We start from the raw sequence: 24,477 nt of genomic DNA, 5'->3' as shown, positions 1-24,477 counted from the left end.
GGCGGCCGTGGAACCGACGTCTCCGCCGCACGCGGGCATGGACCTGACGCTGCTCTACCGCGGGCCGCTCTCCTCCTGCGACTTCGACTGCCCGTACTGCCCGTTCGCCAAGCGCCGGGACAGCCGTGAGCAGCTGCGCGCGGACCGCGCGCAGCTCGAACGGTTCACCGGGTGGGCCGCCGCGCAGACCGGGGACCGGCTGCGGGTCCTGTTCACCCCGTGGGGCGAGGGCCTGGTCCGCTCCTGGTACCGGCGGGCGCTGGTCGAGCTGTCCCGGCTCCCCCACGTGGAGCGGGTGGCGATCCAGACGAACCTGAGCTGCCGGACCGGCTGGCTGGCGGAGGCGGACCCGGAGAGCGTGGCGCTCTGGTGCACGTACCACCCGGGGCAGACGCCGTACGAGCGGTTCCTCGCCAAGTGCGGGGAGCTGGCGGAGCGTGGCATCCGCTTCAGCGTCGGTGTCGTGGGGCTCCCCGAGCACGCGGAGCACGCCCGGCGGCTGCGGGCCGCGCTGCCGGCGCACGTCTACCTCTGGGTGAACGCCGCGGAGGGGCACACGTACACCGACGCGGAGGCGGCGGAGTGGACGGGGATCGATCCGCTCTTCCCGTACAGCCGTCATCCGCACCGCTCGGCGGGGCTGCCGTGCCGGACCGGGGAGTCGGTGATCTCGGTGGACGGCGAGGGGACGGTACGGCGCTGCCATTTCGTCAAGGCAGAGCTGGGCAACCTGTACGACGGCTCGTACCGCGCCGCCCTGCGCCCACGGGCCTGCCCGCTCGCCGTCTGCGACTGCCACATCGGCTACGTGCATCTGGAGACGCTGCCGCTGTACGACGTGTTCGCCGGCGGGGTCCTGGAGCGGATCCCCGCCGGCCCGCCCCGGACCGCGCTCCCCTGGCCCACGGTCCCCGGAGCTACAGGGGCATGAGGTCGGGGCGCTTCGCCTCGACGTGGTCGCCGGAGCTCTCGCCGCGCAGCCGGCGGCCGATCCAGGGCACGAGGTACTCCCTGGCCCAGTGGATGTCGTCGCGGCGCACCTCGAGCGTGCCGCGCGGGGGAACCGGGGGCCAGGCCTGGTCCGGGTCGGCCGGCACCGGCATGCCGAGGACCTGGGCGGCGCGCAGGGCGACGCGGGTGTGGCCGTCGGACGAGAGGTGCAGCCGGTCGTCGTCCCAGGCGCGCCGGTCCTGCACGGACCTCAGGGACCAGAGGTCGAGGACCGGGCAGCCGTAGCGGTCCGCGACGGCCCGGACGTGCCCGTTGTACGTGGCGATCTTGCCGCGCAGGTGCTTGAGGAGCGTGACGCCCCGGGTGTCGAAGCCGGTGGTCACCATCACGGTGCCGACGGCGGAGGTGAGTTCGGCGACGGCGCGCTCGAAGCGCTCGGCGACCTCGTCGGGGTCGGTGCCGGGGCGGATGATGTCGTTTCCGCCGGCGCAGAAGGTCACCAGGTCGGGGGCGAGTTCCTTCGCCCGGGGGACCTGTTCCGCCACGATCTGGTCGAGGAGGCGCCCGCGTACGGCCAGGTTGGCGTAGCGGAAGGCGTCGTGCTCCGGCAGCTGGTCGGCGAGCAGCACCGCGAAGCGGTCCGCCCAGCCGACGTACGTCCCGTCGGGCCCGGGGTCTCCGACGCCCTCGGTGAAGCTGTCACCGATCGCCGCGTACGACCCGAATGCGTGCTTGTCTCTTGATCTCGAATCGTCTGCCACGGGAGCACATCCTTCCCCTTCGGATGTGACCTACGCGACCGTAAGGAGGGGTTGACGTCGGGTGACATATGCCACCGATAAAGAATTTGCCAAGCCGGAATAGACCCGGGAACGCGCCGGAGGCCCGGCACGTGTGTGCCGGGCCTCGGGTGGCGACGGAGCGTCAGATGTTCACGCCGTGACTGCGCAGCGCGGCGATCGGGTCGACGTCGGAGCCGTAGTCCGGGCCGGTGCGGATCTCGAAGTGCAGGTGCGGGCCGGTGACGTTGCCGGTCGCGCCGGAGAGGCCGATCTGCTCGCCGCCGCTCACGGTCTGGCCGGCGGAGACGGAGATCGAGGAGAGGTGGGCGTACTGCGAGAAGGTGCCGTCGGCGTGCTGGATGACGACCTGGTTGCCGTACGCGCCGCCGTCACCGGCGGAGTAGACGGTGCCGGGGCCGACCGCGACGATCTTGGTGCCGGTGGAGGCCATGAAGTCGACACCGGTGTGGTAGCCGGAGGACCACATCGAGCCGGAGGCCCGGTACGGGGTGGACATGCCGCCGCTGACCGGGGCGAACCAGCCGGAGGCGGAGGTCGCGGCGCCGGAGGAGCCCGAGGACTGCGTGGTCTTCGCGGCGGACGTGTCCGCGGCCGGGGCGGCGGAGCGCTCGCTGCTGCGGGAGGCGCGCGGGGTGTCGCCGTTCTTCCCGGAGCTCTTGGGGGCGGCGGCCTTGGGCGCGGCGCTCTTCGGGGCGGCGGCCCCGGCGGTGCTCTTGGCGCCGAGGGTGAGCTTCATGCCGGGCAGGATGAGCGAGGGGTTCTCGCCGACGACCTGGCGGTTGTCGGCGTACAGCTTCTGCCAGCCGCCGGTGACGTGGTGCTCGGCGGCGATCTTCGACAGGTAGTCGCCCCGCACGACGGAGTACGTCTTCGGCGCGGCCTTCGCGGCGGTGGGCGCGGCCTTGGCGGCGGCCTTCACCTGGGCGGCGGCGGTGACGGCCTGGCCGGGAGCGGCGGCCGGGGCGGCCTGCTCGGCGGCGTGGGCGCCGGTGGCGCCGAGGAACGGAAGGGCGACGACGGCGCCTCCCGTACCGGCGGCGGCGATTCCGCGGGTGAGGCGGTTGGACTTGATGCGGCGGTGCTTACCCTTCGCGGGCATGGCGAATTCCTCTCCGGCGCCTACGAGGTGAGCTGTCGGGTTCGGACTGGAGATGTCCGGCCGCGCTCTCACGCGGCTTCACCCCGAGCCGTCCTGCGTCGCGGGACCGGCGTACTTCCTGGGTCCCCCGCTCCTGCCACGCATGGGATGAGTGGAATTCCGGACGGTGGCAGGATTCGGCGGTCCGACCGGATTGACGGTGACGCTAGACGAGCGGGGTCGACGCGAACAAGCCAGTGATTTCCACCGGCTTTCCCGCCGTGGGTTTCCACTCGGAATTCCGGTCACCCTCCGTGGATGACGGACCCTCGATTTCCTTTTTCCGTACGGCAATTGCCCGGGCCCGTCGGCCACGATCCGTCACTTCTATGACCCTGCTCACGCGCTGCGGCTCATCTCGCCTGTAAACAGGGCGCGTTATACGCAAGGCCCCAATTCGGACAGATCACCCATTCCCGTCCAGGGGGGTGCGCCATCGTGGCCCCACCTGGATGATTGCCCCTGGAACCGATCTCGCGTCGGGCACCCGAACGTCGACCCATCAGGAGCATCCGTGACGCAGCAGCTGCCGCAGGTCCCGCCCGTCGAGGCCAACGAACCCGAGCTGGCCGAGGTCCGCAACTTCCGGGACGTGGGCGGCCTGCCGACGACGGACGGGCGCGCCGTGCGCCCCGGCCGCCTCTACCGCAGCGGCCACCTCGCCCACGCCACCGAGGAGGACGCCGCCTTCCTCGACTCGCTCGGACTGCACACCGTCTTCGACTTCCGGAACCTCGCCGACCGGAAGGTCGAGGGCCCGGACGTCGACCTGCCGGGCGTGCGGAACGTGAACATACCCCTCAACGACCCGGCCGACGGGAAGGAGTTCTGGAAGCTGGTCCGCGACGGCGACATCGCGCAGCTGCGGGACATCCTCGGCGACGGCAAGGCCGCGGCACGAATGTCCGACTCGTACCGGAAGATGGTGGTCGAGCGGACCGTGGAGCACAGCCGGATCCTGCACTCCCTGGCCGAGGACAGCCTGCCCGCCCTGATGCACTGCGCGGCCGGCAAGGACCGCGCCGGACTCTCCATCGCGATCACACTGCTGGCCGTCGGGGTCGAGCGGGAGGCGATCGAGGCCGACTACGTGAAGTCGAACGACCCGCACCGGCGCTACAAGGTGCGCCGCAGCTCCACCGCCCCGGACGCGATGTCGCCCGAGGTGATGGAGCTGCTGAGCCCGCTGTTCGACGCGCGGGTGGAGTATCTGCGGGGCGCCTTCGAGACGATCGAGGCGACCTGGGGCTCGGTGGACGCCTACCTCTCGGAGGGCCTGAAGCTGTCCCCCGAGACCCGCGAGCGGCTGCGGGAGCGGCTGCTCACGGAGGCGTGAGCAGGGCCTACTGGTTCTGCCCGCCGAGCATGAAGAGCAGGTAGAGGAAGCCGGCGAAGAGGTGTCCGGCGATCAGATAGGCGAAGAGGCGCAGGACGAGACCCTTGGGGAACTTGCCCTCGCCTCGCTCTTCACCGGTGACAGCTCGTGACTTCTCGGACATCTCGGTCCTTTTCTGTCGAAGGAAGTACGCGGGATCAGCGTCGGTGCGGGGTTCCGTCACCGAGACACAGCTCGGCGACGGGGCTCTGCATCAGAGTGTGGACGAAGAGCAGCTCGGCCCCTCCGGGGGTCGCCGCCCCGATGCGGTGCGGGGTCAGCGAGTCGAAGTGCGCGCTGTCCCCGGGATCGAGGACGTGGACGGCCTCGCCGAGCGCGAGCCGCACCCGGCCCTCCAGGACGTGGATCCACTCCTCGCCGGGGTGGACGCGCACGATGTCGGCCCGGGTGGCGTACGGCACGTGGACCCGCAGGCACTGCAGGGCGCGCCCGGCGCCGCCCGCCTGGCGGTAGATCCAGCCGTCGGCCTCGACGGGTTCGGAGCGCCCGGCGCGGACGACGGGATCGCGCTCGGGGGGCGCCTCGCCGAGGAGCTCGGAGACCGTCGTACCGTAGATACGGGCGAGGGCCAGCAGCATGGGGAGCGAGGGTTGCCGGTTCCCCGTCTCCAGACGCGAGAGGTGGGCCGGCGAGAGGCCGGCCCGCTGGGCGGCGGCCTCCAGGGTGAGTCCCCGGCGGCGGCGCAGGGCCCGCAGCTGCGGGGCGACGTCCGGCAGGACGTCGGGGCCGGCGGCGCCCGAGGTGCCGGGCGCCGGGGTGGCGGGGTCCGGGGAGGCTCCCCCGGGGACGTGGTCCATGCGTCCATTCCGCCAGGATCGTGCCTCTGAGGCAAGTTTCTTGCCTCAGAGGCAAAAGCCCGGGGCCGTACGGTCAGCGCTGCCCGACGGCCTGTCTCACCAGGGTCTTCCCGAAGTCCCACATCAGCCCGCCGCCGCCGTGGGCGTCGTCCATGACCGCGGTGAAGGCGGTGAGGAACCGGTCCACGTCCGCCTCGTCGACGACCAGGGGCGGGATCAGCTTGATCACCTCCAGATGGTCCCCGGAGACCTGGGTGAGGATCTGGTGCCGCTGGAGCAGCGGGACGACGACCATCTGGGCGAAGAGGCCCTTCCGGGCCGCCTGCAGCATGGTCCAGCGCCCGCGCAGCCCCAGCGAGGACGGCCGGCCGAACTCGATCCCGATCATCAGCCCGCGTCCGCGGATCTCGTGGAGCAGCTCGTACCGCGGCACGAGCTCCTTCAGCCGCCCGGAGAGCAGGTCGCCGATCCGGCGGGCGTGCGCGACCGTCCCCTCGTCCTCCATGACCGAGAGGACGGCGAGCCCGGCCGCCATGGCCTGCGCGTTCGATCCGAAGCTCGCCGAGTGGACCAGGACCCGGTCCATCGACGAGTAGACCTTCTTGAAGATCCAGTCCTTGCCGAGGGTGGCGCCGACCGGCACGTAGCCGCCGGAGAGCGCCTTGGCGACGCAGACCAGGTCGGGTTCGACGCCTTCCTCGTGCTGGTACGCGTAGAAGTCGCCGGTCCTGCCGAGGCCGGTCTGCACCTCGTCGGCGATGAGGAGTGCCCCGTGCCGGTGCAGCAGCTCCTGGGCGGCGCGCAGGAAGCCCGGTGGGGCCTCGTGGACGCCCTTGCCCTGGATGGGTTCGACGACGAAGGCGGCCACGTCGCCCCTGCTCAGCTCCCGCTCCAGGGCGTCGAGGTCGCCGAGCCCGATCGCCGTGTCGGGCAGCAGCGGGGCGAAGCCGTCCCGGAAGCCGTTCTCGCCGTTGACGGAGAGCGAGCCGGTGGTGAGCCCGTGGAAGGCATGGGTGCAGTAGAGGACCCTCGGCCGCCCGGTGGCGTACCGGGCGAACTTGAGGGCGGTCTCCACGGCCTCCGTGCCGCTGTTGCCGAAGAAGACCCGGTCGAGGTGCGGGCTGTGCGCCAGCAGCGCCTCGGCGAGCAGCCCCGGCAACGGCTGGCAGTCGAAGCGGGTGAGGTCGGCGAGCTGGGCGTCCAGGACGTCGTGGAGGGCCTTGCGGACGACGGGGTGGTGCCGTCCGAGGCCCATCACGCCGAAGCCGGCGAGCATGTCGAGGTGGTCGACCCCGTCGGCGTCCCAGAAGTGGGCGCCCTCGGCCCGCTCGTACACCTTGTCGAAGCCGATGGTGTGGAGCATGCGCGGCAGCTGGTGGTTGAGATGCCGGGCGTGCAGCTCGTACCGCTCGCCGCCGCGCTCGGCGAGCAGCGCCCGCAGGTCGAACTCACCCGTCACGGCCGCTCACCCGTTCCATGGCCATGGGCGGTCACCGGCTTCATGGACGGTCACCCTCTCGCGGTCGCTCACCCGTTGTTCCCGGAGACGGTCTCCCTGACCGCCCGGAGGGATTCCTTGAGGGAGCCCATGGTGGCGAGGACGGCGGTCGGTTCGTAGCCGCAGTGCGCCATGCAGTTGGCGCAGCGCGGGTCCTTGCCGCGGCCGTACTTGTCCCAGTCGGTGTCCTCGATGAGTTCGCGGTACGTGGGGACGTATCCGTCGCTCATGAGATAGCAGGGTCGCTGCCAGCCGAAGAGCGAATAGTTCGGAATGGCCCAGGCGGTGCACGGGAAGTCCGCCTTTCCTTCCAGGAAGTCCAGGAAGAGCGGCGAGTGGTTGAGCCGCCAGCGGCGCCGGTTTCCGCCGGCGAATGCCTTCTTGAAGAGCTCGCGGGTCTGCTCGACACCCAGGAAGTGCTCCTGGTCGGGAGCCTTCTCGTACGCGTACGCGGGCGAGATCATCATCTCGTCGACCTGGAGGTCGTCGTTGAGGTAGTTCAGCACCTCGATGATCGTCTGCGGGGTGTCCGTGTTGAAGAACGTCGAATTGGTGGTGACGCGGAAACCGCGCCGCTTGGCCTCCTTGATGGCGGCCACCGCCTCGTCGAACACGCCCTCCTTGGCGACGGATTCGTCGTGCCGCTCGCGCAGGCCGTCGATGTGGACGGCGAACGCGAAGTACGGGGAGGGAGTGAACTTCTCCAGCTTCTTGCGGAGCAGCATCGCGTTGGTGCAGAGGAAGACGTACTTCCTCTTCGCCACCAACTGACGCACGATCTCGTCGATCTGAGGGTGCATCAGGGGTTCGCCGCCGGCGATGGACACCATGGGCGCACCGGACTCCAGGACCGCGCCGACCGCCTGAGCGACCGGCATGCGCTGCTTGAGCACACCCGCCGGGTGCTGGATCTTCCCGCAGCCCTCGCACGCGAGGTTGCAGGCGTAGAGCGGCTCCAGCTCGACGATCAGCGGGAACTTCTCCCGCTTGCGGAGTTTCTGTTCGAAGAGATAGGTCCCGACCCGGATGGACTGACGGAGCGGCATGGCCATAACTCGCTCACCTCCTGGGGAGCAGCAAAGAACGGTGCCATTCGAAGAATGCGGGAAGGACGGCACGAAGAACACGGAAGGCCGATATTCCCCCGCGTACCGTGCCGATCCGGACCAGTTCATGTTCTGGAGCGTCCACGACCACCCGGACGGCCGCAACCGGGCGGGCGTCCGGCCCCGGCCCGCCGCGCGCCGTCCCGAGCGTCGCGGCGGACTCCATGTCGACGGCGATGGCGCCGGTGGCGCGCAGCGCGGCCCGCTCGGGGCCGCGCACCACATGGTCGGAGCCGATCAGCGGCCCGGTGTGGACCGACCGCCCGGGCACGGCCCTGACCAGCGCTTTCACCAGGAGCTCGGTGCCGGTGCAGGCGATCGTGCCGTCGGGACCGCGGGCCTCGTCGGCGACGATCAGGTCCCCCGGGTGCATCCCCGGCGCGAGCCCCGCGCAGAAACCGGAGGCGATGACGGCGGCGTCCTGCCATCCGGGCGCCCCGAGGGCCCGGGAGACGGCCCGGCGGGCCCGGTCGGGCCCCATGCCCGTACGGAGCACCGTGACGGGCCCGGAGGCGCCCGCCCGGTCCCCGCTGCGCAGGGCGAGCTGCTCGATGCCGAGGGCGCAGGCGACCAGCAGCGGAGGTGGGGCGCCGGGGCCCGGCTCGCGCCCCATCAGCGGGCCTTTTCGGGCGAGGGCTCCCCGTGCACGTAGCGTCCGAGCGCCGTGAGCGGGAAGACCAGACGGTAGAGGTGGTAGTTGATCGAGAAGTCCCAGGGGAAGCCCGTGCCCGTGAAGTACGGCTCGTCCCAGGTGCCGTCCTCGCGCTGGGTCTCGGCCAGCCAGGCGACGCCCCGCCGGACGGGCTCGGAGTCCCGCTCGCCGGCCGCGAGGAGGGCGAGCAGCGCCCAGGCGGTCTGGGAGGCGGTGGAGGCGCCGCGCCCGATCCACCCCTCGTCGTGGTACGAGCGGAGGTCCTCGCCCCAGCCGCCGTCCTCGTTCTGCACGGACCCGAGCCAGCGGACGGACCGGCGGATCGCCGGATGGGAGACCGGCAGCCCGGCCGCGGTGAGCGCGGGGAGGACCGAGCCCGTGCCGTACACGTGGTTGACGCCCCAGCGGCCGAACCAGGCGCCGTTCGGCTCCTGCGCGGCGAGCAGCCACTCGACTCCCCTGCGGGTACGGGGGTCGTCGGCCAGTCCCTCGAAGGCGAGCATCTCCACCACGTGGGCGGTGACGTCGGCGGAGGGCGGGTCGATCACCTCGCCGAAGTCGCAGAACGGCAGCTTGTTGGGGAGGGCGCTGGTGTTGTCGGCGTCGAAGGCGCCCCAGGCGCCGCCCCTGGACTGCATCCCGAGCGTCCACCGCGCGCCCCGGGCGACGGCCGCCTCCAGCCGGGCGGGGTCGGGGTGGCTGACCCGGCGGAAGGCGAGGAGCACCTCCGCGGTGTCGTCGATGTCGGGGTAGTTGTCGTTGTGGAACTCGAACGCCCAGCCGCCCGGGGGCAGTCCGGGCCGCCGCACGGCCCAGTCCCCGGTCCGGGTGATCTCCTCGTCGAGCATCCAGTCGACGGCCTTCACCAGGGCCGGGTGGTCGGGTTCGAGCCCGGCGTCGGCGAGCGCGATGGTGGCGAGGCAGGTGTCCCAGACGGGCGACTGGCAGGCCTCGATCATCCGCGAGCCGTCCTCCCGCCACACGGCGAACCGGTCGAGCGAGGCCAGTCCGGCCCGCATGACGGGGTGCTGGAGGTCGTAGCCGAGAAGGTGGAGGGCGATGACCGAGTAGACGGCGGGCGGCTGGATGCCGCCCCAGCAGCCGTCGTTCTCCTGGCGCTCGATGATCCAGCGCGCGGCCTGGTTCATCGCGGTCCTGCGCAGGGCGCGCGGCGCCACCCGGTGGTAGACGTGCAGCGCCTTGTCGAGGCGCTGGAAGAGCCCGTCCCAGCCGGTGGCCGGGGCGAGCGGCCGGGGCGGGGCGGGCAGGTCCGGGTCGGTGTGCAGCTCGTCGAGCGGGAAGGGCGCGGGGCGGACCGGGCGCTTCGCGGAGACCACGGTGAGCGGCACGATGGTCTGCCGGGCCCAGCAGCCGAAGTCGTAGATGTTGAGCGGGAACCACTTGGGCAGGAAGAGCAGTTCCGGGGGCAGCTCGGGCAGGTCCTCCCAGCGCCACCAGCCGAAGAGGGCGAGCCAGATCCTGGTGAAGACGCGGGCGGAGGCGATGCCGCCGGCGGCGCGGACCCAGGCGGAGGCCCGGGCCATGTGCGGGGCCTCGGGCGGGTCTCCGGCGAGCCGCAGGGCCACATAGGCCTCGACGGTGGCGGAGAGGTCGCCGGGCCCGCCGTAGAAGGTGGTCCAGGCGCCGTCCTCGCGCTGTTCGCGGCGGATGTGGAGAGCCGCGGCATGCGTGGTGTCGGCGTCGAGGATGCCCAGGAACTGGCGGAGCAGGAGGTCCTCGGCGTCCATGGTGACGTTGGTCTCCAGGTCGCCCTTCCACCAGCCCTCGGGGTCCTGCCGGGCGAGCAGGTGCCCGGCGGCCCGTTCCGCCGCCCGCGCGGCGGCCTCGTCGAGGCCGGACGCGCCGGACGGGGCGGACCCGCCGGTGCCCGACGCGGCAGCTCCGCGTCGGGACTCGTTCGTCGTGCTGGCCGCGGCCGCACGGGGGCCCACGGCCCCGGCGCTTCCGTCGGTCGTCGCTGTCATGGCTTCCCCTTTGCGCAGTCGGTTACTTCTGCTTCTACGGGTCTGCCGTCGGCCGGCGCCGGGTGGCACCGGCCGGCGACCGCGAACTCATATCAGGGTGATGGTGATCATCTCTTCCGTACGACCACGAAGTCGGCGAGTGCGACGAGCTGCGCCCGCACCCGGGCGGGCATGTCCACCTCGTCGAGGGCCTCGATCGCGATCGTGTGCTGGCGGCGGGCCTCCTGGGAGGTCCACTCGCGTCCTCCGGCCTCCTCGATGAGGGCCGCGCGGGTGGCGAACTCCTCCTCGGAGAAGGTGTCGAAGTCGTTGGACTTGGCGTCGGCGGCGAGCAGTTCGCCGAGCCGCTCGGACGCGGGTCCGCCGGCGGCGAGCGCGGCGACGACCGGCAGGGACTTCTTGCGCTGGCGCAGGTCGCTCCAGGTCTGCTTGCCGGTGGCCTCCGGGTCGCCCCAGATGCCGAGCAGGTCGTCGACGGCCTGGAAGGCGAGCCCGAGGTGGTACCCGTACTCCTCCAGCTTGTCGGCGGTGCGGTCGTCGGCCCCGCCGAGGACGGCGCCGATGGAGACCGCGCAGGCGAGGAGGGCGCCGGTCTTGTTGCCCTCCATCTCCAGGCACTCCTCGACGGTGACCCGCTCGCGGTGCTCGTACGAGATGTCCTGGGCCTGGCCGTCGATGAGCTTGCGGCTCGCGGTGGTGAGCCGGCGGGTCGCCCGGCCCGCCTCCACCGTGCCGAGCTCCAGGAGGATCTCGTTGGCCAGGGCGAACAGGGCGTCGCCGACCAGGATGGCCTGCGCGGGGCCGTGCACCTTCCACACGGTGTCGCGGTGGCGGCGCTGCTCGTCCCCGTCCATCAGGTCGTCGTGCAGCAGCGAGAAGTTGTGGACGAGCTCCACGGCGACGGCACCGGGGATCCCGACCTCGGGGGCGACGCCCGCGGCCTCGGCCGACAGCAGGGCGAGCGCGGGGCGGACCGCCTTGCCGCTGTCCCCCTCGGCGGGGTTGCCCTGCGCGTCGATCCAGCCGAAGTGGTAGGCGGCCACGGTGTCCATGGGCGGCGCGAGGCGGTCGACGGCCGCCCGCAGTACGGGAGTGGACAGGGTCCGCCCCCGCTCCAGCAGTGCGGACACGTCCGCGGTGTCGACGGCCGGATTACCCGGCGGCACAGTCGGCACGGTCTCTCCTCTTGTTCCGGTACTCACACTCATGCCGCCTCCTGCAGCGGATGGTCATGGCGGCGGCCGAGGGCGGAGAGCGCGGCACCCGCGGCGCTGAAGCCACTGCGGACGGCACCCTCCATGGTCGCGGGCCAGCCGGTGGCGGTCCAGGCCCCGGCCAGGAAGAGCCCCGGTGCCTGGGTGCGGGCGCCGGGGCGGAGCCGGCCGACGCCCGGGGTGGGGGCGAACGTGGCCGTCCGCTCCCTGGTGACGAAGAAGTCGCGGATCCCGGCGCCGCGGGCGGCGGGCAGCAGCCGCTCCAGTTCGGGGAGGTACTTCGCGCGCAGGGCGGCGACGGGTTCGTCGATCTCGTCCTGGGCGGCGGACTGCGAGACGGCGAGGTACTGGCCCGCGCCGGTGAGCCCGGAGGAGTCCGTGCGGTCGAAGACCCACTGCACCGGGGAGCCCAGAGCGGTGAAGAACGGCCGCTTCAGCACCTTGCGGTCGTAGACCACGTGCAGGTTGAGGATGGGCGCGGTGGCGATGTCGAGGAGCCGGTCGGGGTCGTCGAGGGCGCCCTCGGGCAGCAGGCCGTGGGTCTCCTCCTGCGGTACGGCGAGGACGACGGCGTCCGCGACGAGCGTCTCGCCCGGTACGTCGACGGCCCAACGCCCGTCGTCGGTACGGGAGATCCGCTCGGCCTTGGTGCGGAGCGCGGTGCGCACCCCGAGGGCGTCGAGCTCCTTCGCGGCCCGGGTGTCGTGGAGTTCGCCGAGCGGGACGTGGGCCCAGCCGATGTCGGCGGCACCGGGCTCGGAGAGGAGACCGGTCTTGAAGACCATCGCGGCCAGCCCCATGGAGGCCTGCGGGGCGGGGGCGTTGAGGGTGGGGATGCCGACCAGGTCCCAGAGGGCGTCGACGGTCCGCGGGGACTGGCCGTGCCGGCCGAGCCAGGTGGCGAAGTCGATGCCGTCGAGCGCCGGGTCCGCCGGGTCGAGCTTGCGCAGGGCGAGTGCGGCCCGGCCGACGGAGGCGCGCTCCGCGAGCGAGAGGTGCGGGTAGGTCGCGAGGCTGCGCGCCAGGTGCAGCGGTACCGGGAGGTTGTCGCGGCGGATCCGGCCGAGGCGCGGGCCGCGCGGGTGCGCGACGTCGAGCACGGGCACGTCGAGGCGGTCCTGGAGGGGGGCGAGCCGGGCGGCGTCGACCCGGTCGAGGAACCAGCGGTAGGCGGTGCAGCAGCGCAGGTAGACGTGCTGGCCGTTGTCGACGGTGAGGTCGCCCCGGCGGAAGGAGAAGGCGAGACCGCCGAGCCGGGGCCTGCCCTCGAGGAGGGTGACGCCGACGCCGGCTTCGGCGAGCTGGAGGGCGGCGGTGATGCCGGCGAGCCCGCCGCCGACGACGACGGCCTGCGGCTGGCGGGTGTGCTGCCCGGTTCCTTCGTGGGTCACACGGCCTCCGTTCGGTCCATCGTGGTCAGGGTCGTCGCGGGGGCCGTCCCGGACCGGTCCGCCCACGTCAGGGACGCCGGTGCGGCACTCCGGGTTGCCCGGGGCGCGGGGTCGGCGGCGTGCGGGGCCATCAGGCCCGCCTCCTGACCGTGCGCCGGGCGACGGTGCGGGTGTCGAGGCCGGAGAGGCCGCGCACCGCGACGTACGCCTTCTCGCGGCCCGGCAGCGAGACACGGCCGCGCAGCACGGCCTCGGGGTCGCGCTCGATCCGGTCGAGGAGGCGGCGGTAGATGCCGGCCATGGCGGCGACGCAGGCGCCGCTGCGCCGGTCGAGCATGGGCAGCAGCCGGTAGCCCTCGGCGAACAGGGCGCGGGCGCGCCGCACTTCGAAGTGGACGAGCCCGGCGAAGTCGGCGCCGGCGGGCGGCTTGTCGCTGCCGAAGCCGTCACCGCAGCCGAACTTGGCGAGGTCGTCGGCGGGCAGATAGGTCCGCCCGTTCCCGGCGTCCTCGCGTACGTCCCTGAGGATGTTGGTGAGTTGGAGCGCGAGGCCCAGGGTGTCGGCGTACTCGGGTGCGCGGTCGGCGCCCTGGGCGCCGGGCTGGGTGCCGAAGACGCCGAGGGAGATCCGGCCGATCGCCCCGGCGACGCAGCGGCAGTAGACCTTGAGGTCGTCCCAGGTCTCGTAGGTCGCGCCGTGCACGTCCATGAGGACGCCGTCGATGAGTTCGTCGAGGCCGTCGAGCGGGATCGGGAAGCGGCGGGCCGAGTCCGCGAGGGCGACGGCGACCGGGTCGGTGTCGTCCTCGTCGATCTTCCCCGCGCGGACCCGGTCGAGCAGCTCGCGGGTGGCCTCCAGGCGTTCCTGCTTGGCTTCGGGCGGGAGGGTCCCGTCACCGATGTCGTCGACGCGCCGGGAGAACGCGTACAGCGCGGACATCGCCTGGCGCTTCTCGGTCGGCAGCAGCCGGATTCCGTAGGCGAAGTTCCGCGCCTGCTGTCCGGTGACGGCCTCGCAGTAGCTGTAGGCGGCCAGTACCGGTGCGGACGGCTGGGGCTGTGCCTCCACGGTCGCGCTCACCCCTCTCTCCGCGCCCGGAGCAGAACCGCTCCCACCTGGCGCATCAGGCTCGGCTTGGTGGCCTTCGGTGGGCCGGTCAGCACGTCGTATCCGGCGTCGGTGATCGCGTCGAGTGCGGCGAGTCCCCCGGCGGTGAAGCCCGCCAGGAGGAGGCGGAGCCGGCCGTGGACGCTGCCGACGAGCGGGGCGCCCGCGTCGAGCAGGTCGCGGGCGCGGCCGGCCTCGAAGGCGATCAGAGCGCGCACGGAGGCACCGGCGGTGGGCGCGGCGAGGTCGCTCTCGGTGACGTGGAACCGCTTGAGGTCCTCGGCGGGGAGGTAGACGCGGTCGTTGCCGAGGTCCTCGGCGACGTCCTGGAGGTGCTCGACGATCTGGAGGGCGGTGCAGATCTCGTCGGAGCGCCTGATCCGTTCGGGGGTGTCGGTGCCGGTGATGCCGAGGACGAGGCGCCCGACGGGGTTGGCGGAGAGTTCGCAGTACGCGAGGAGGTCGTCGTACGTCTCGTAGCGGCCGACCTGCTGGTCCTGCCGGTTGGCGGCGATCAGGCCGAGGAACGGCTCGGGGGTGAGCCCGCACCGGCGCACGGTGGGCACGAGGCCCTGGAGGAGGGGGTGGCGGGGTGTGCCGTCGAAGACGCGGCGGAGGTCGGCCTCGAAGGCGTCGAGGAGGGCGAGCCGGTCCTGTGCCGTCTCCGGGTCGAGGCCGAGGTGGCGGGCGTCGGCTCCACCGGGGGCGAGGTCGCCGTCGCCGATGTCGTCGACGAGGCGGGCGAATCCGTAGACCGCCATCAGGTCGTCGCGCCAGGCCCGGGGCAGGAAGAAGGGAGCCACGGGGAAGTTCTCGTCCGCGGCCTTGCCGAGGGTGGCGCGCGAGGAGGCGTCGATGCGCGCCTGCCGGGTGTCCGTCACAGGTCACTGCCCGACGGAGGGACGGCGAGACCCTCGTGGAGCTGGAGATTCTGCGTCATGGCCGTCACGTCTCCCGTTCTACACTGCCGAGTCAATCCATCCTATTTCGGACACGCCGCCGACCCCTGCCCGAAGAGCCGTGGCCCGGAGGCCCGATGGTCGTGGGGTATCGCCCTACTTGCCGCGAAACAGACCGGTCCAGCTTACGTTGTACGACGGCCGTCGCCATTCCGGGGTGCCGGGCACCCCGGGACCCGTTTGCACGATTCGCCAACCCTCCGACCAGGCAGGGGAGTTCGGTCTTCGACGGAGGTCAGAGGGCGCGGGTCCCGGAGACGACCATGGCGAGGGTGGTCTCGACGACGGCGTTCCTGCGCTGCGCGGGAAGCCGCCGAAGAGGCCCTTCGAGCAGGAGGAGTGACAGTCCGTGCACGGCGGACCACGCGGCGGCGCCGGCGGCGTGTCGGACGGCCTGGCGGGGGGCGCCGGCGCGGGCGAGGCCGTCCAGGGCGTCCCGGAGCAGGGTGAAGGCGCGGACATCGGGTTCGGGCACCTGCCGCTCCGGCAGCGGCCCGGCCGTTCCGTCGGCGCGGGCCACGCAGAACGCGGCCCGGTAGAGGCCGGGCTGGTCGACGGCGAAGCCGACGTACCCGCGGCAGAGGGCGGCGAGCCGGCGCTCCGCGGCGAGGGCGGGGTCGTCTGCCCCGGGCTCGCGGCCCGCGGCCCGTTCCATGGCGTCGGCGAGCACACACTGGGCATGGGTCCTGACGGTGCGGAGGAGTTCACCGCGCCCGTCGAAGTGCCGGTAGGCGGCGGTGGGCGAGACGCCCACCCGGCGGGCCGCCTCGCGCAGGACGACCCGTTCGGGGCCGCCCTCGGTGGCGAGGTCGACGGCGGCGCAGATCAGCGCGTTGCGCAGGTCGCCGTGGTGGTAGGTCTTTCCCCCCGAGATCGCTGCCATGGGCATATCCTGCCCGATGTTGCCAGCATGAACATTCCGGGTGGCGGCACGACGCGCGGAAAACGGAACCGCCCCCACCGGTCAGGGCGGGGGCGGGGGGGCACTGCGGGGCCCGGAATCAGCGGGCGGTCTCCCGCTCGTACGCCTTGAGGACCTCGTCCGTGGGGCCGTCCATCAGGAGCTGCCCCTTCTCCAGCCAGAGCACCCGGTCGCAGGTGTCCCGGATGGACTTGTTGCTGTGGCTCACCAGGAAGACCGTGCCGGCCTCCTTGCGGAGTTCGCGGATGCGCTCCTCGGAGCGGATCTGGAACTTGCGGTCACCGGTCGCCAGCGCCTCGTCGATGAGGAGGACGTCGTGGTTCTTGGCGGCCGCGATGGCGAAGCGGAGCCGGGCTCCCATGCCGGAGGAGTACGTGCGCATGGGCAGGCTGATGAAGTCGCCCTTCTCGTTGATCCCGGAGAAGTCGACGATGCCCTCGTAGCGCTCGCGCACCTCCTCGCGGCTCATGCCCATGGCGAGACCGCCCAGGATCACGTTGCGCTCACCCGTGAGGTCGTTCATGAGGGCCGCGTTGACGCCCAGGAGCGAGGGCTGGCCGTCCGTGAAGACCTTGCCGCTCTCGGTGGGGAGCAGCCCGGCGACGGCGCGCAGGAGCGTGGACTTGCCGGAGCCGTTGGAGCCGATCAGGCCGATGGCCTCGCCGCGGTAGGCGGTGAAGGTGACGCCGCGGACCGCGTGGACCTTGCGGACGCCCCGGTTGACCTCGGCCTTGCCGCGGCCGACGATCCGGCTGAGCGCCGCCGTGGCGCTGCCCTTGCCGCCGCCACCGGTGTTGACCCGGTAGACGATGTGGACGTCGTCGCAGATGACGGTGGGAACGTCGGACCGCTTGGTGTTCGTGCCGGTGTCAGCCACGGCCGTACCTCTCCTCGGCCTTCCAGAAGTAGACGAAGCCGCCGATGCCGAAGACGAGGGCCCAGGCGAGCGCGGTCATCCAGACGTGCGCCGGCAGGTTCTCGGAGCCGTAGCCGTCGATCAGCGCGTACCGGATCAGGTCCATGTAGATGGCCGCCGGGTTGTACATGAGGATGTCGCCGATCCACGCCGGCTTGTCGGCCAGCATCGTGCGGAGCGAGAACATCACGCCGGACGCGTACATCCAGGTGCGCATCACGAACGGCATCAGCTGGGCCAGGTCGGGGGTCTTCGAACCCATCCTCGCCATGATCATGGCCAGACCGACGTTGAACACGAACTGCAGGAACAGTCCCGGGATCACCAGCAGCCACCGGAGGGAGGGGTAGCTGCCGAACGAGACCACGATCGCCACGAGCACGATCATCGAGTACAGCAGCTGCTGGAGCTGCTGGAGCGAGAAGGAGATCGGCAGGGAGGCCCGCGGGAAGTGCAGGGCCCTCACCAGGCCCAGGTTCCCGGAGATCGCCCGGACGCCGGCCATGACCGAGCTCTGGGTGAAGGTGAACACGAAGATGCCGGTGACCAGGAACGGGATGTACACGTCCTTGGACATCCCCTGGCTGGCACCCAGGATGAGCCCGAAGATCAGGTAGTAGACCAGGGCGTTCAGCAGCGGGGTCGCCACCTGCCACACCTGGCCGAGCTTGGCCTGGCTGTACTGGGCGGTCAGCTTCGCCGACGAGAAGGCCATGATGAAGTGGCGGCGGCTCCACAGCTCACGGACGTACTCGAACAGTCCGGGCCTGGCGCCGCTGACCGAGAGGCCGTACTTCGCGGCCAGCGCGGCCGGCGTGAGGCCCTCGTCGACGGACGGGGGCGCGCTCGTCGCGACCGCCCCGCCCTGCTGTGTGTCACTCACAAGTCGAAACTTTCGTGTTCAAGATGCGCGGCACGTCGGTACCACGATGTCAGACGACCGGGGGGCGACCCAGCCGGGTCAGCCGCCACACCGTACGCCACCTCATGGGGCGGCGCGGTCCGCAGGGGGTCTTCCAGCCTTCGCGGAATCCGCCGGACCACGCCTTCAGCGCGGACAGCGAGGGCCGACGGGCCAGGGTGAACAGGAGCCAGACGCCGAGATACACCGGCACCAGGGGCGCGGGCAGATTGCGGCGTGCCAGCCAGACTCGGTTGCGGGCCACGTTGAAGTGGTACGAGGCGTGCCGGGAGGGGGCTGTGGTGGGGTGCAACAGCACCATGTCCGCACGGTAGTCGATCATCCAGTCGGCGTCGAGCGCGCGCCAGGCGAGGTCGGTCTCCTCGTGCGCGTAGAAGAACTCGCCCGGCAGATCGCCGACTTCGGCGAACACCTTGGTGCGGACGGCGTTGGCGCCGCCGAGGAAGGTGGTCACCCGCGAGGAGCGCGCCGGGTCGGAGGCACGGAGCCTCGGCACGTGCCGGCGCTGGGTGACCCCGGTCTCCGGATCGGCGATCCGGAAGGTGATGATGCCGAGGCGCGGATCGGCGGTGAAGGCCTGCCGGACCAGCTCGGCGGTGTCCGTGTGCGCGAGCCGCCCGTCGTCGTCCAGGAAGAGCAGGACGTCGACGTCGGTGCCGCCGGGCCCGAAGGCCTCGATGCCGACGTTCCGGCCGGCGGGGATGCCGACGTTCTCCGGCAGGTCGACGGTCCGCACCCAGTCGGGCACCCCGGAGACCGGGGTGCCCTGCCCGACGACGACGACCTCGATGCGGTCGCCCTCCTGCGCGGCGACCGAGTCGATCAGCGCGCGCAGGTCGCCGGGGCGGTCGCCCATCGTGATGACGACGGCTCCCACCCTGAGCGGCGTGCTCACGGCCGGCCTCACTTCAGCCTGCTCGAAACCATGATCGACACGAGGTGCAGCACGGTCTGGAGCAGCGCGATGCCGGCGAGGACGGCGACACCGAGACGGGTGAAGAAGAGGTCGCCCCTGATCTGGTCCGCGATCGCCAGGACCACGATCAGCAGCGAGGCCTCGATCCCGAGGACGAGCCGGTGGAACTTCAGCGCGCCGGCCGCCCGGCGGGCCAGCGCCATGCCGGAGGAGCGCGGCTCGGAGGCCGCCTCCTTGACCGGCGGCAGACCGCCCTGGTGCCGGGCGACACCGACGAGGTCGGTCTCGGCCTTGATCAGGATGGCGCCGAGGGCGGCCAGGGTGCCGAGGAAGGCCCAGAGCCAGTCGATCCGGCCCGAGCCCCACAGGTCGGCGGCGCGCAGGCCGAAGCCGACGAGCACCGCCGCGTCGCACAGGTAGGCGCCGACCCGGTCCAGGTACACGCCGGACAGCGAGAACTGCTTCTTCCAGCGCGCCACCTCGCCGTCGACGCAGTCGAGCAGCAGGTAGAGCTGGACCATGAGGGCGCCGAGCAGCGCCCCGGGGATCCCGGGCACCAGCAGGGCCGGTGCCGCGAGGACGCCCGCGAGGGTCATCACGTACGTGAGCTGGTTCGGCGTGATCCTGGTGCCGACGAGCCGCCGGGTGATCCTGAGCGAGATCTCCCGCATGTACAGGCGGCCGCCCCAGTGCTCCCCGCTGCGCCGGTCCTTCACACCCGGGGGGTGGACGACCGGGCGGAGCTCAGCTACCGATGGCTTTGGCATAGTCGGCGTACGCGTCCCTGATCTGGTCGTCGGACAGGTCGAGGTGTTCGAGGATGGTGAAGCGGCCCGGCCTGGTCTGCGGGGCGAAGGACACCGCCTGGACGAACTCGTCCACGCTGAAGCCCATCTCCTCCGGCGTGACGGGAAGCCCGTGCCGGCGCAGCGTCTCGACCATCTGCCCGGATCCCTCGTGGGCTCCGCGCAGGTGCATCGCGAAGGCCGCGCCGAGGCCGCACTGCTCGCCGTGGCTGGCGGCGCGGGCCGGGAAGAGCAGGTCGAAGGCGTGGCTGATCTCGTGGCAGGCGCCCGAGGAGGGGCGGCTGTCCCCGCTGATCGACATGGCGATGCCGGACATCACCAGACCCTCGGAGAGGGTGACGAGGAAGTCGTCGTCGCCGACGCCGCCGGGGTGGCGGAGCACGGCCTCTCCGGCGCTGCGGGCCATCGCGGCCGCGAGGCCGTCGACGGGCTCGCCGGTCACCTCGTGGGAGAGCTCCCAGTCGGCGATGGCGGAGAGGTTGGAGATCGCGTCGCCGATGCCGGAGCGCACGAAGCGGACCGGCGCGTCCCTGATCACGTCCAGGTCGATGAGCAGGGCGATCGGGGTGGGCACACCGTACGAACCCCGGCCGTTGTCGTTGTCCAGGGTCGAGATCGGGGAGCAGATCCCGTCGTGCGAGAGGTTGGTGGCGATCGCCACCAGCGGCAGCCCGACCCGGGCCGCCGCGTACTTCGTCACGTCGATGATCTTGCCGCCGCCGAGGGCGACCACGGCGTCGTACCGCTTGCCGCGCATGGCGTCGGCGAGCTTCACGGCCTCGTCGATGGTGCCGCCGGAGACCGGGTACCAGTCGGCGCCGGGCAGCTCGGGCGCGAAGTGGTCACGCAGCTTGAGGCCCGAGCCGCTGCTGATCGCGACGGCGATCTTGCCGTTGCTGGAGATCCGCTGGTCCGCGAGGAGCGCGGACAGGTCGTCCAGCGCTCCCCTGCGGATGTCGACGACGACCGGTGAGGGGATCAGTCGGGTCAGTACTGGCACGCGATCTCACGGCCCTTCGCGAGGTCGTCGTGGTTGTCGATCTCGACCCACTTGACGTCACCGATGGGCTCGACGTCGACGGTGAAGCCGCGGTTGACCAGCTCCTGGTAGCCGTCCTCGTAGTACAGGTCGGGGTCGCGCTCGAAGGTGGCCTTGAGGGCGTCGGCGAGCTCCTCGGCGGCCTCGGCCTCGATGAGGGTGACACCGATGTACTCGCCGGTGGCGGTGGCCGGGTCCATCAGCTTGGTGATGCGCTGGACGCCCTTGCCCTCGGCGGTGATGACCTTCATCTCCTCGTCGGCGAGGTTCTTCACCGTGTCGAGGGCGAGGATGATCTTCTTGCCGTCGCCGCGGGCGGCGAGCAGGGTCTTCTCGACGGAGACCGGGTGGACGGTGTCGCCGTTGGCGAGGATCACACCGCGCTTGAGGACCTCACGGGCGCACCACAGGGAGTAGGCGTTGTTCCACTCCTCGGCCTTGTCGTTGTCGACGAGGGTGATCGTGAGGCCGTACTTCGCCTCGAGGGCCTCCTTGCGGTCGTAGACGGCCTCCTTGCGGTAGCCGACGACGATCGCGACCTCGGTGAGGCCGATCTCGGCGAAGTTCTTCAGCGTCCCGTCGAGAATCGTGGTCTCGCCGTCGACAGGCACGAGGGCCTTCGGAAGCGTGTCGGTGTAGGGGCGCAGACGCCGTCCGGCACCGGCTGCCAGAACGAGACCGATCATGCTGTTTCTCCTTCGTCATGTACGGCAGGTGCTCCGGAGGACACCCAGAAACGGATGGACTCCACGAGCACCACCAGCGCGATGGTGACCGCCAGGGCGGTGAGCGCCAGGGTGAAGTCGTTGCCACGGCTCGCCAGCAGGGCGGCGAGGACGGTCACCAGCAACGTGCGGCCCTCGTGACCGCCGATCGTGCGCACCAGCCACGTGGGCGGCGCGCCGGTGCCGCCGCGGATGCGGTACACCGTGTCGTAGTGATGGTAGGCGACGGCGGCCACCAGTCCGTAGGCCGCGGGCAACGCCCCGTTCACCTCGGAGCGGGCCGCGAGGATCAGGATCGTGCCGTACTCGGCGGCCCGGAAGAGCGGCGGGAGCAGCCAGTCGAGGGCGCCCTTGAGGGGGCGGGCGACGGCCGCGCCGGCGAACACGACGTAGAAGACGGCGGCGACGACGGTCTGCTCGGAGCCGAAGGGGCGGCTGAGGGCCGCGGAGAGCATCGCGCCCGTGGCGATCACCGCGAGGACCAGCGGCGGCAGCATCAGGATGCCGGTGCGGCCGAGGACGCGGTTCACCAGCGCGGCGAGCGGGCCGGAGTCCGCGAGGTCCGCCAGGGCCTGGGCGGCCCGGTCGGTGCGCTTCGCCTTGCGGGTCAGGGAGCGCAGGACGCGCCCCGCCGTCGTGTAGCAGGCGCCGAAGGCGCAGCCGATGATCAGGGCCCAGAAGACGATCCGCGGGGTGGTGACGGCGGTGAGGACCGCGATCATGGCCCAGCGCTCGCCGATCGGCAGGATGATCATCCGGCGGGCCCAGACGGTCCAGCCGAGGCTGTCGAGCCGGTCGGAGAGGGCCGCGGTGGGGCTGGTGTTGGCCGTGGCGTCGTGGTTCGCCTCGTTGAACGAGAAGTCGACCACGTGCCGGCAGGTCATCAGGATCATCGCGCCGAGCGCGAGCGCCCAGACGTCGTCGCCGTTGCGGGCCGCGCCGAGGGCGAGGCCGGCGTAGAAGGCGTACTCCTTGGCGCGGTCGAAGGTGGCGTCGAGCCAGGCGCCCATCGTCGAGTACTTCAGCGCGTACCGGGCGAGCTGCCCGTCGGTGCAGTCGAGGACGAAGGAGACGAGGAGCAGGACGCCGGCGGCGATGTAGCCGCCGCGCTCGCCGGTCGCCGCGCAGCCGGCCGCGATCAGCGCGGTGAGCAGCGAGGCGGTGGTGACCTGGTTGGGGGTCAGGCCGCGGCGCGCGCACCAGCGGGCGATGTAGCGCGAGTACGGGCTGATGAAGAAGGTGGTGAAGAAGCCGTCGTGGGCCTTCACGGCGGAGCGGAGGCGTACGGCCTCGTCGTCGACGGCGTCCACGGCGGCGCGGGCCCGGTGGCGGGCCTCGGCGTCGGTGGGCACGGTGGCGACGAGGGTGCCGAGCGGGGGCCGGTGCACGGCGACGCCGTCGGCGTCGAGGGCGTCGGCGAGCGTCCCGGTGAGATCGTCGGCGCCGGGGGCCGCGGCGGCGGTCAGGGCGCGGGCGAGCGCGGGGCGGGCCCCGTTCTGCACGGTCAGCGCGCCGGGTGCGGCGGCCGCGGGGAACCGGGGGTCGGTGAGGGCGAGGCGCAGCGCGTGCACATGGCCCACGAACCGGGGGTCGACGAGCGCGACGCGCTCACCCGCGGGGACCTCGGCGAGCAGGGCCCCGGTCTCATCGGGGCCGGCTGCGGTCCGGACGTCGAAGCCGAGCGACCGCAGATCTCCGTCGAGCGAGGATCCGGGTGCCGGCGGGCCGGTGAGGATGGCGGTCGACAGACGAACTCACTCCTTGGAGCTGACGGAGGGGCCGGCGGAACCCATGGCGGCCCGGCGCGGCGGTGCGGCCCGGCACGGGGCGGCGACACGTCGGCTGAGGCTATCGGATGAAACCGAGCATGAGTTCACCGAGGCTTCGCGGGCCGGACTCCCCCGGGCCCACCCGTGTCCGCACGGGTGCGGGCGGTCCGTGGAGATCATCATGGGCGATCGGCGGCCCGCCTCACAAAACGACGGTCGCGGCCTCCGGCGGGGCCCCCGGCCGGTGCCCCGGCCCGGGTCCCGGCGGCACCTTCCCGCCATCGACGGTCCGGAATACATCGCCGCAGGTCAGAGCATATGACAACGGTGTTCAGTACCGTGTTGCACATACCCCCCACCCGTAGTTGACTTGCGACTCGGGGCACCTGCGAACAGACGATCTGGAGGCCAAGCCATGGGGGCTGGACACGACCACGGGCACAGTCACGGCGGCCCTGCGCCGACGGGTACGGCCGGGGCCGCGTACAAGAACCGGCTGCGCATCGCGCTCGGCATCACGCTCTCCGTGATGGTGATCGAAATCATCGGCGGCGTCCTCTCCGACTCGCTCGCGCTGATCGCCGACGCGGCGCACATGGCGACCGACGCGGTCGGCCTCGCGATGGCGCTGCTGGCGATCCACTTCGCCAACCGGCCCCCCTCGGGCAACCGCACCTTCGGCTTCGCGCGGGCCGAGATCCTCGCGGCGCTCGCCAACTGCCTCCTGCTCCTCGGCGTCGGCGGCTACGTGCTGTACGAGGCGATCCAGCGGTTCCTCGAACCGGCCGAGACCAAGGGTGGTCTGGCGATCGCGGTCGCGGCCGTCGGTCTGGTCGCCAACGTGATCTCGCTGTCGCTGCTCATGCGGGGCCAGAAGGACAGCCTCAACGTCCGGGGTGCGTACCTGGAAGTGCTCGCGGACGCGCTGGGCTCCGTCACCGTGATCGTCGCGGCCGGCATCATCCTGGTCACGGGCTGGCAGTACGCCGACCCGATCGCCTCGATCCTGATCGGCCTGATGATCGTCCCCCGTACGGTCAAGCTGCTGCGCGAGACGCTCGACGTCCTCCTGGAGGCCGCCCCCAAGGGCGTCGACATGACGGAGGTACGGGCCCACATCCTGGCCCTGCCGGGCGTCGAGGACGTCCACGACCTGCACGCCTGGACGATCACCTCGGGGATGCCGGTGCTCTCGGCGCACGTGGTGGTGGACCAGGGCGCGCTCGACTCGGTCGGGCACGAGAAGATGCTGCACTCCCTCCAGGGCTGCCTGGGCTCGCACTTCGACGTGGAGCACTGCACCTTCCAGCTGGAGCCGGTGGGGCACGCGGAGCACGAGGCGAAGCTCTGCCTGTGAGAACAGGGCCGCCTGTTAGTCTCTTCGTACCGACACGTGGAGAGAGGAGCTGAGGTTGATGACCGTCGCGATGGAGGCTGCCCCGAGCGGCAGCACCCGGTCCTTCC

Annotated in this window: 23 protein-coding genes and 1 riboswitch; of the genes, 3 read left to right on the top strand and 20 right to left on the bottom strand. The window is 71.8% G+C overall.

Going from position 1 to position 24,477, the window contains the following annotated elements; translation table 11 throughout:
* The first annotated feature begins 37 nt into the window (after window positions 1–37).
* A complete protein-coding gene (locus AMK27_RS08340) occupies window positions 38–931 on the top strand; it encodes an STM4011 family radical SAM protein (protein ID WP_073904366.1) in 894 nt (297 codons plus the stop codon).
* Here AMK27_RS08340 and AMK27_RS08335 read toward each other — a convergent pair.
* Window positions 918–1,712 (bottom strand): SGNH/GDSL hydrolase family protein, encoded by a 795-nt coding sequence (locus AMK27_RS08335; RefSeq protein WP_073904364.1) that lies wholly within the window; start codon window positions 1,710–1,712, stop codon window positions 918–920. The genes AMK27_RS08340 and AMK27_RS08335 overlap by 14 nt on opposite strands.
* 163 nt (window positions 1,713–1,875) lie before the next feature.
* Window positions 1,876–2,853 (bottom strand): M23 family metallopeptidase, encoded by a 978-nt coding sequence (locus AMK27_RS08330; protein WP_073904362.1) that lies wholly within the window; start codon window positions 2,851–2,853, stop codon window positions 1,876–1,878.
* 4 nt (window positions 2,854–2,857) lie between these two features.
* Window positions 2,858–3,017: riboswitch (cyclic di-AMP (ydaO/yuaA leader) on the bottom strand.
* Window positions 3,018–3,406: 389 nt separating this feature from the next.
* Here AMK27_RS08330 and AMK27_RS08325 point away from each other — a divergent pair.
* Window positions 3,407–4,228 carry a tyrosine-protein phosphatase gene (locus AMK27_RS08325; protein WP_198955822.1) on the top strand — a complete coding sequence of 274 codons (822 nt, stop codon included), beginning with the start codon at window positions 3,407–3,409 and terminating at the stop codon, window positions 4,226–4,228.
* A 7-nt stretch (window positions 4,229–4,235) separates the two neighbouring features.
* Here the strand turns inward: AMK27_RS08325 and AMK27_RS42960 are convergent, their stop codons facing one another.
* The 18 genes from AMK27_RS42960 to AMK27_RS08240 form a co-directional block, all read right to left on the bottom strand.
* Window positions 4,236–4,391, bottom strand: a complete 156-nt coding sequence (locus AMK27_RS42960; RefSeq protein WP_198955821.1) for a DUF6126 family protein — start codon at window positions 4,389–4,391, stop codon at window positions 4,236–4,238.
* A 34-nt stretch (window positions 4,392–4,425) separates the two neighbouring features.
* Window positions 4,426–5,085: a helix-turn-helix domain-containing protein gene (locus AMK27_RS08320; protein WP_079188295.1), complete on the bottom strand. Its 660-nt coding sequence runs from the start codon at window positions 5,083–5,085 to the stop codon at window positions 4,426–4,428.
* 73 nt (window positions 5,086–5,158) lie between these two features.
* Entirely contained in the window at window positions 5,159–6,544 is a 1,386-nt protein-coding gene (locus AMK27_RS08315) for an aspartate aminotransferase family protein (RefSeq protein WP_073904358.1), read from the bottom strand.
* 68 nt (window positions 6,545–6,612) lie between these two features.
* The gene (gene hpnH / locus AMK27_RS08310; protein WP_073904356.1) at window positions 6,613–7,635 is read right to left on the bottom strand and encodes an adenosyl-hopene transferase HpnH; all 1,023 of its coding nucleotides are present in this window, start codon (window positions 7,633–7,635) and stop codon (window positions 6,613–6,615) included.
* Window positions 7,636–7,642: 7 nt separating this feature from the next.
* Window positions 7,643–8,302 carry a phosphorylase family protein gene (locus AMK27_RS08305; protein WP_073904354.1) on the bottom strand — a complete coding sequence of 220 codons (660 nt, stop codon included), beginning with the start codon at window positions 8,300–8,302 and terminating at the stop codon, window positions 7,643–7,645.
* Complete coding sequence (gene shc / locus AMK27_RS08300; RefSeq protein ID WP_073904352.1) at window positions 8,302–10,326, bottom strand: squalene--hopene cyclase; 2,025 nt, start codon at window positions 10,324–10,326, stop codon at window positions 8,302–8,304. The genes AMK27_RS08305 and shc overlap by 1 nt, the downstream gene beginning before the upstream one ends.
* Before the next feature lie 107 nt (window positions 10,327–10,433).
* On the bottom strand, window positions 10,434–11,534 hold the full coding sequence (locus AMK27_RS08295; RefSeq protein WP_198955820.1) for a polyprenyl synthetase family protein: 1,101 nt from the start codon (window positions 11,532–11,534) through the stop codon (window positions 10,434–10,436).
* Window positions 11,531–12,931: a hydroxysqualene dehydroxylase HpnE gene (hpnE, locus tag AMK27_RS08290; RefSeq protein ID WP_073904348.1), complete on the bottom strand. Its 1,401-nt coding sequence runs from the start codon at window positions 12,929–12,931 to the stop codon at window positions 11,531–11,533. Before hpnE ends, AMK27_RS08295 begins: the two co-directional genes overlap by 4 nt.
* 130 nt (window positions 12,932–13,061) lie before the next feature.
* Window positions 13,062–14,012, bottom strand: a complete 951-nt coding sequence (gene hpnD / locus AMK27_RS08285) for a presqualene diphosphate synthase HpnD (protein ID WP_073904346.1) — start codon at window positions 14,010–14,012, stop codon at window positions 13,062–13,064.
* Entirely contained in the window at window positions 14,009–14,920 is a 912-nt protein-coding gene (hpnC, locus tag AMK27_RS08280) for a squalene synthase HpnC (protein WP_073904344.1), read from the bottom strand. Before hpnC ends, hpnD begins: the two co-directional genes overlap by 4 nt.
* 313 nt (window positions 14,921–15,233) lie before the next feature.
* Window positions 15,234–15,881, bottom strand: a complete 648-nt coding sequence (locus AMK27_RS08275) for a TetR/AcrR family transcriptional regulator (protein ID WP_073904342.1) — start codon at window positions 15,879–15,881, stop codon at window positions 15,234–15,236.
* A gap of 118 nt (window positions 15,882–15,999) precedes the next feature.
* The gene (locus AMK27_RS08270; protein WP_073904340.1) at window positions 16,000–16,797 is read right to left on the bottom strand and encodes an ABC transporter ATP-binding protein; all 798 of its coding nucleotides are present in this window, start codon (window positions 16,795–16,797) and stop codon (window positions 16,000–16,002) included.
* Window positions 16,790–17,719, bottom strand: a complete 930-nt coding sequence (locus AMK27_RS08265) for an ABC transporter permease (RefSeq protein WP_073904338.1) — start codon at window positions 17,717–17,719, stop codon at window positions 16,790–16,792. Before AMK27_RS08265 ends, AMK27_RS08270 begins: the two co-directional genes overlap by 8 nt.
* A gap of 49 nt (window positions 17,720–17,768) precedes the next feature.
* On the bottom strand, window positions 17,769–18,614 hold the full coding sequence (locus AMK27_RS08260; RefSeq protein ID WP_073905829.1) for a glycosyltransferase family 2 protein: 846 nt from the start codon (window positions 18,612–18,614) through the stop codon (window positions 17,769–17,771).
* A gap of 47 nt (window positions 18,615–18,661) precedes the next feature.
* Entirely contained in the window at window positions 18,662–19,441 is a 780-nt protein-coding gene (locus AMK27_RS08255; protein ID WP_073905831.1) for a CDP-alcohol phosphatidyltransferase family protein, read from the bottom strand.
* The gene (locus AMK27_RS08250) at window positions 19,419–20,480 is read right to left on the bottom strand and encodes an iron-containing alcohol dehydrogenase family protein (protein ID WP_073904336.1); all 1,062 of its coding nucleotides are present in this window, start codon (window positions 20,478–20,480) and stop codon (window positions 19,419–19,421) included. Before AMK27_RS08250 ends, AMK27_RS08255 begins: the two co-directional genes overlap by 23 nt.
* Window positions 20,468–21,205, bottom strand: a complete 738-nt coding sequence (locus AMK27_RS08245; RefSeq protein ID WP_073904334.1) for a phosphocholine cytidylyltransferase family protein — start codon at window positions 21,203–21,205, stop codon at window positions 20,468–20,470. Before AMK27_RS08245 ends, AMK27_RS08250 begins: the two co-directional genes overlap by 13 nt.
* Entirely contained in the window at window positions 21,202–22,992 is a 1,791-nt protein-coding gene (locus tag AMK27_RS08240; protein ID WP_073904332.1) for a DUF5941 domain-containing protein, read from the bottom strand. The genes AMK27_RS08245 and AMK27_RS08240 overlap by 4 nt, the downstream gene beginning before the upstream one ends.
* Window positions 22,993–23,428: 436 nt before the next feature.
* On the opposite strand from AMK27_RS08240, the gene AMK27_RS08235 reads away from it, so the two are divergent.
* On the top strand, window positions 23,429–24,370 hold the full coding sequence (locus AMK27_RS08235; RefSeq protein WP_073904330.1) for a cation diffusion facilitator family transporter: 942 nt from the start codon (window positions 23,429–23,431) through the stop codon (window positions 24,368–24,370).
* Window positions 24,371–24,477 lie beyond the last annotated feature (107 nt).

Source organism: Streptomyces sp. CB02009, assembly GCF_001905825.1.
GTDB lineage: Bacteria > Actinomycetota > Actinomycetes > Streptomycetales > Streptomycetaceae > Streptomyces.
This window is presented reverse-complemented; position numbering and strand designations above follow the sequence as displayed.

Coding starts and splice junctions, on each gene's coding strand:
- AMK27_RS08340 (WP_073904366.1), top strand. CDS start 38: ATGGACCTGACGCTGCTCTACCGCGGGCCGCTCTCCTCCTGCGACTTC.
- AMK27_RS08330 (WP_073904362.1), bottom strand. CDS start 2,853: ATGCCCGCGAAGGGTAAGCACCGCCGCATCAAGTCCAACCGCCTCACC.
- AMK27_RS42960 (WP_198955821.1), bottom strand. CDS start 4,391: ATGTCCGAGAAGTCACGAGCTGTCACCGGTGAAGAGCGAGGCGAGGGC.
- AMK27_RS08320 (WP_079188295.1), bottom strand. CDS start 5,085: ATGGACCACGTCCCCGGGGGAGCCTCCCCGGACCCCGCCACCCCGGCG.
- hpnH (WP_073904356.1), bottom strand. CDS start 7,635: ATGGCCATGCCGCTCCGTCAGTCCATCCGGGTCGGGACCTATCTCTTC.
- AMK27_RS08305 (WP_073904354.1), bottom strand. CDS start 8,302: ATGGGGCGCGAGCCGGGCCCCGGCGCCCCACCTCCGCTGCTGGTCGCC.
- shc (WP_073904352.1), bottom strand. CDS start 10,326: ATGACAGCGACGACCGACGGAAGCGCCGGGGCCGTGGGCCCCCGTGCG.
- AMK27_RS08295 (WP_198955820.1), bottom strand. CDS start 11,534: ATGAGTGTGAGTACCGGAACAAGAGGAGAGACCGTGCCGACTGTGCCG.
- AMK27_RS08275 (WP_073904342.1), bottom strand. CDS start 15,881: ATGGCAGCGATCTCGGGGGGAAAGACCTACCACCACGGCGACCTGCGC.
- AMK27_RS08260 (WP_073905829.1), bottom strand. CDS start 18,614: ATGGGCGACCGCCCCGGCGACCTGCGCGCGCTGATCGACTCGGTCGCC.
- AMK27_RS08255 (WP_073905831.1), bottom strand. CDS start 19,441: ATGCCAAAGCCATCGGTAGCTGAGCTCCGCCCGGTCGTCCACCCCCCG.
- AMK27_RS08245 (WP_073904334.1), bottom strand. CDS start 21,205: ATGATCGGTCTCGTTCTGGCAGCCGGTGCCGGACGGCGTCTGCGCCCC.
- AMK27_RS08235 (WP_073904330.1), top strand. CDS start 23,429: ATGGGGGCTGGACACGACCACGGGCACAGTCACGGCGGCCCTGCGCCG.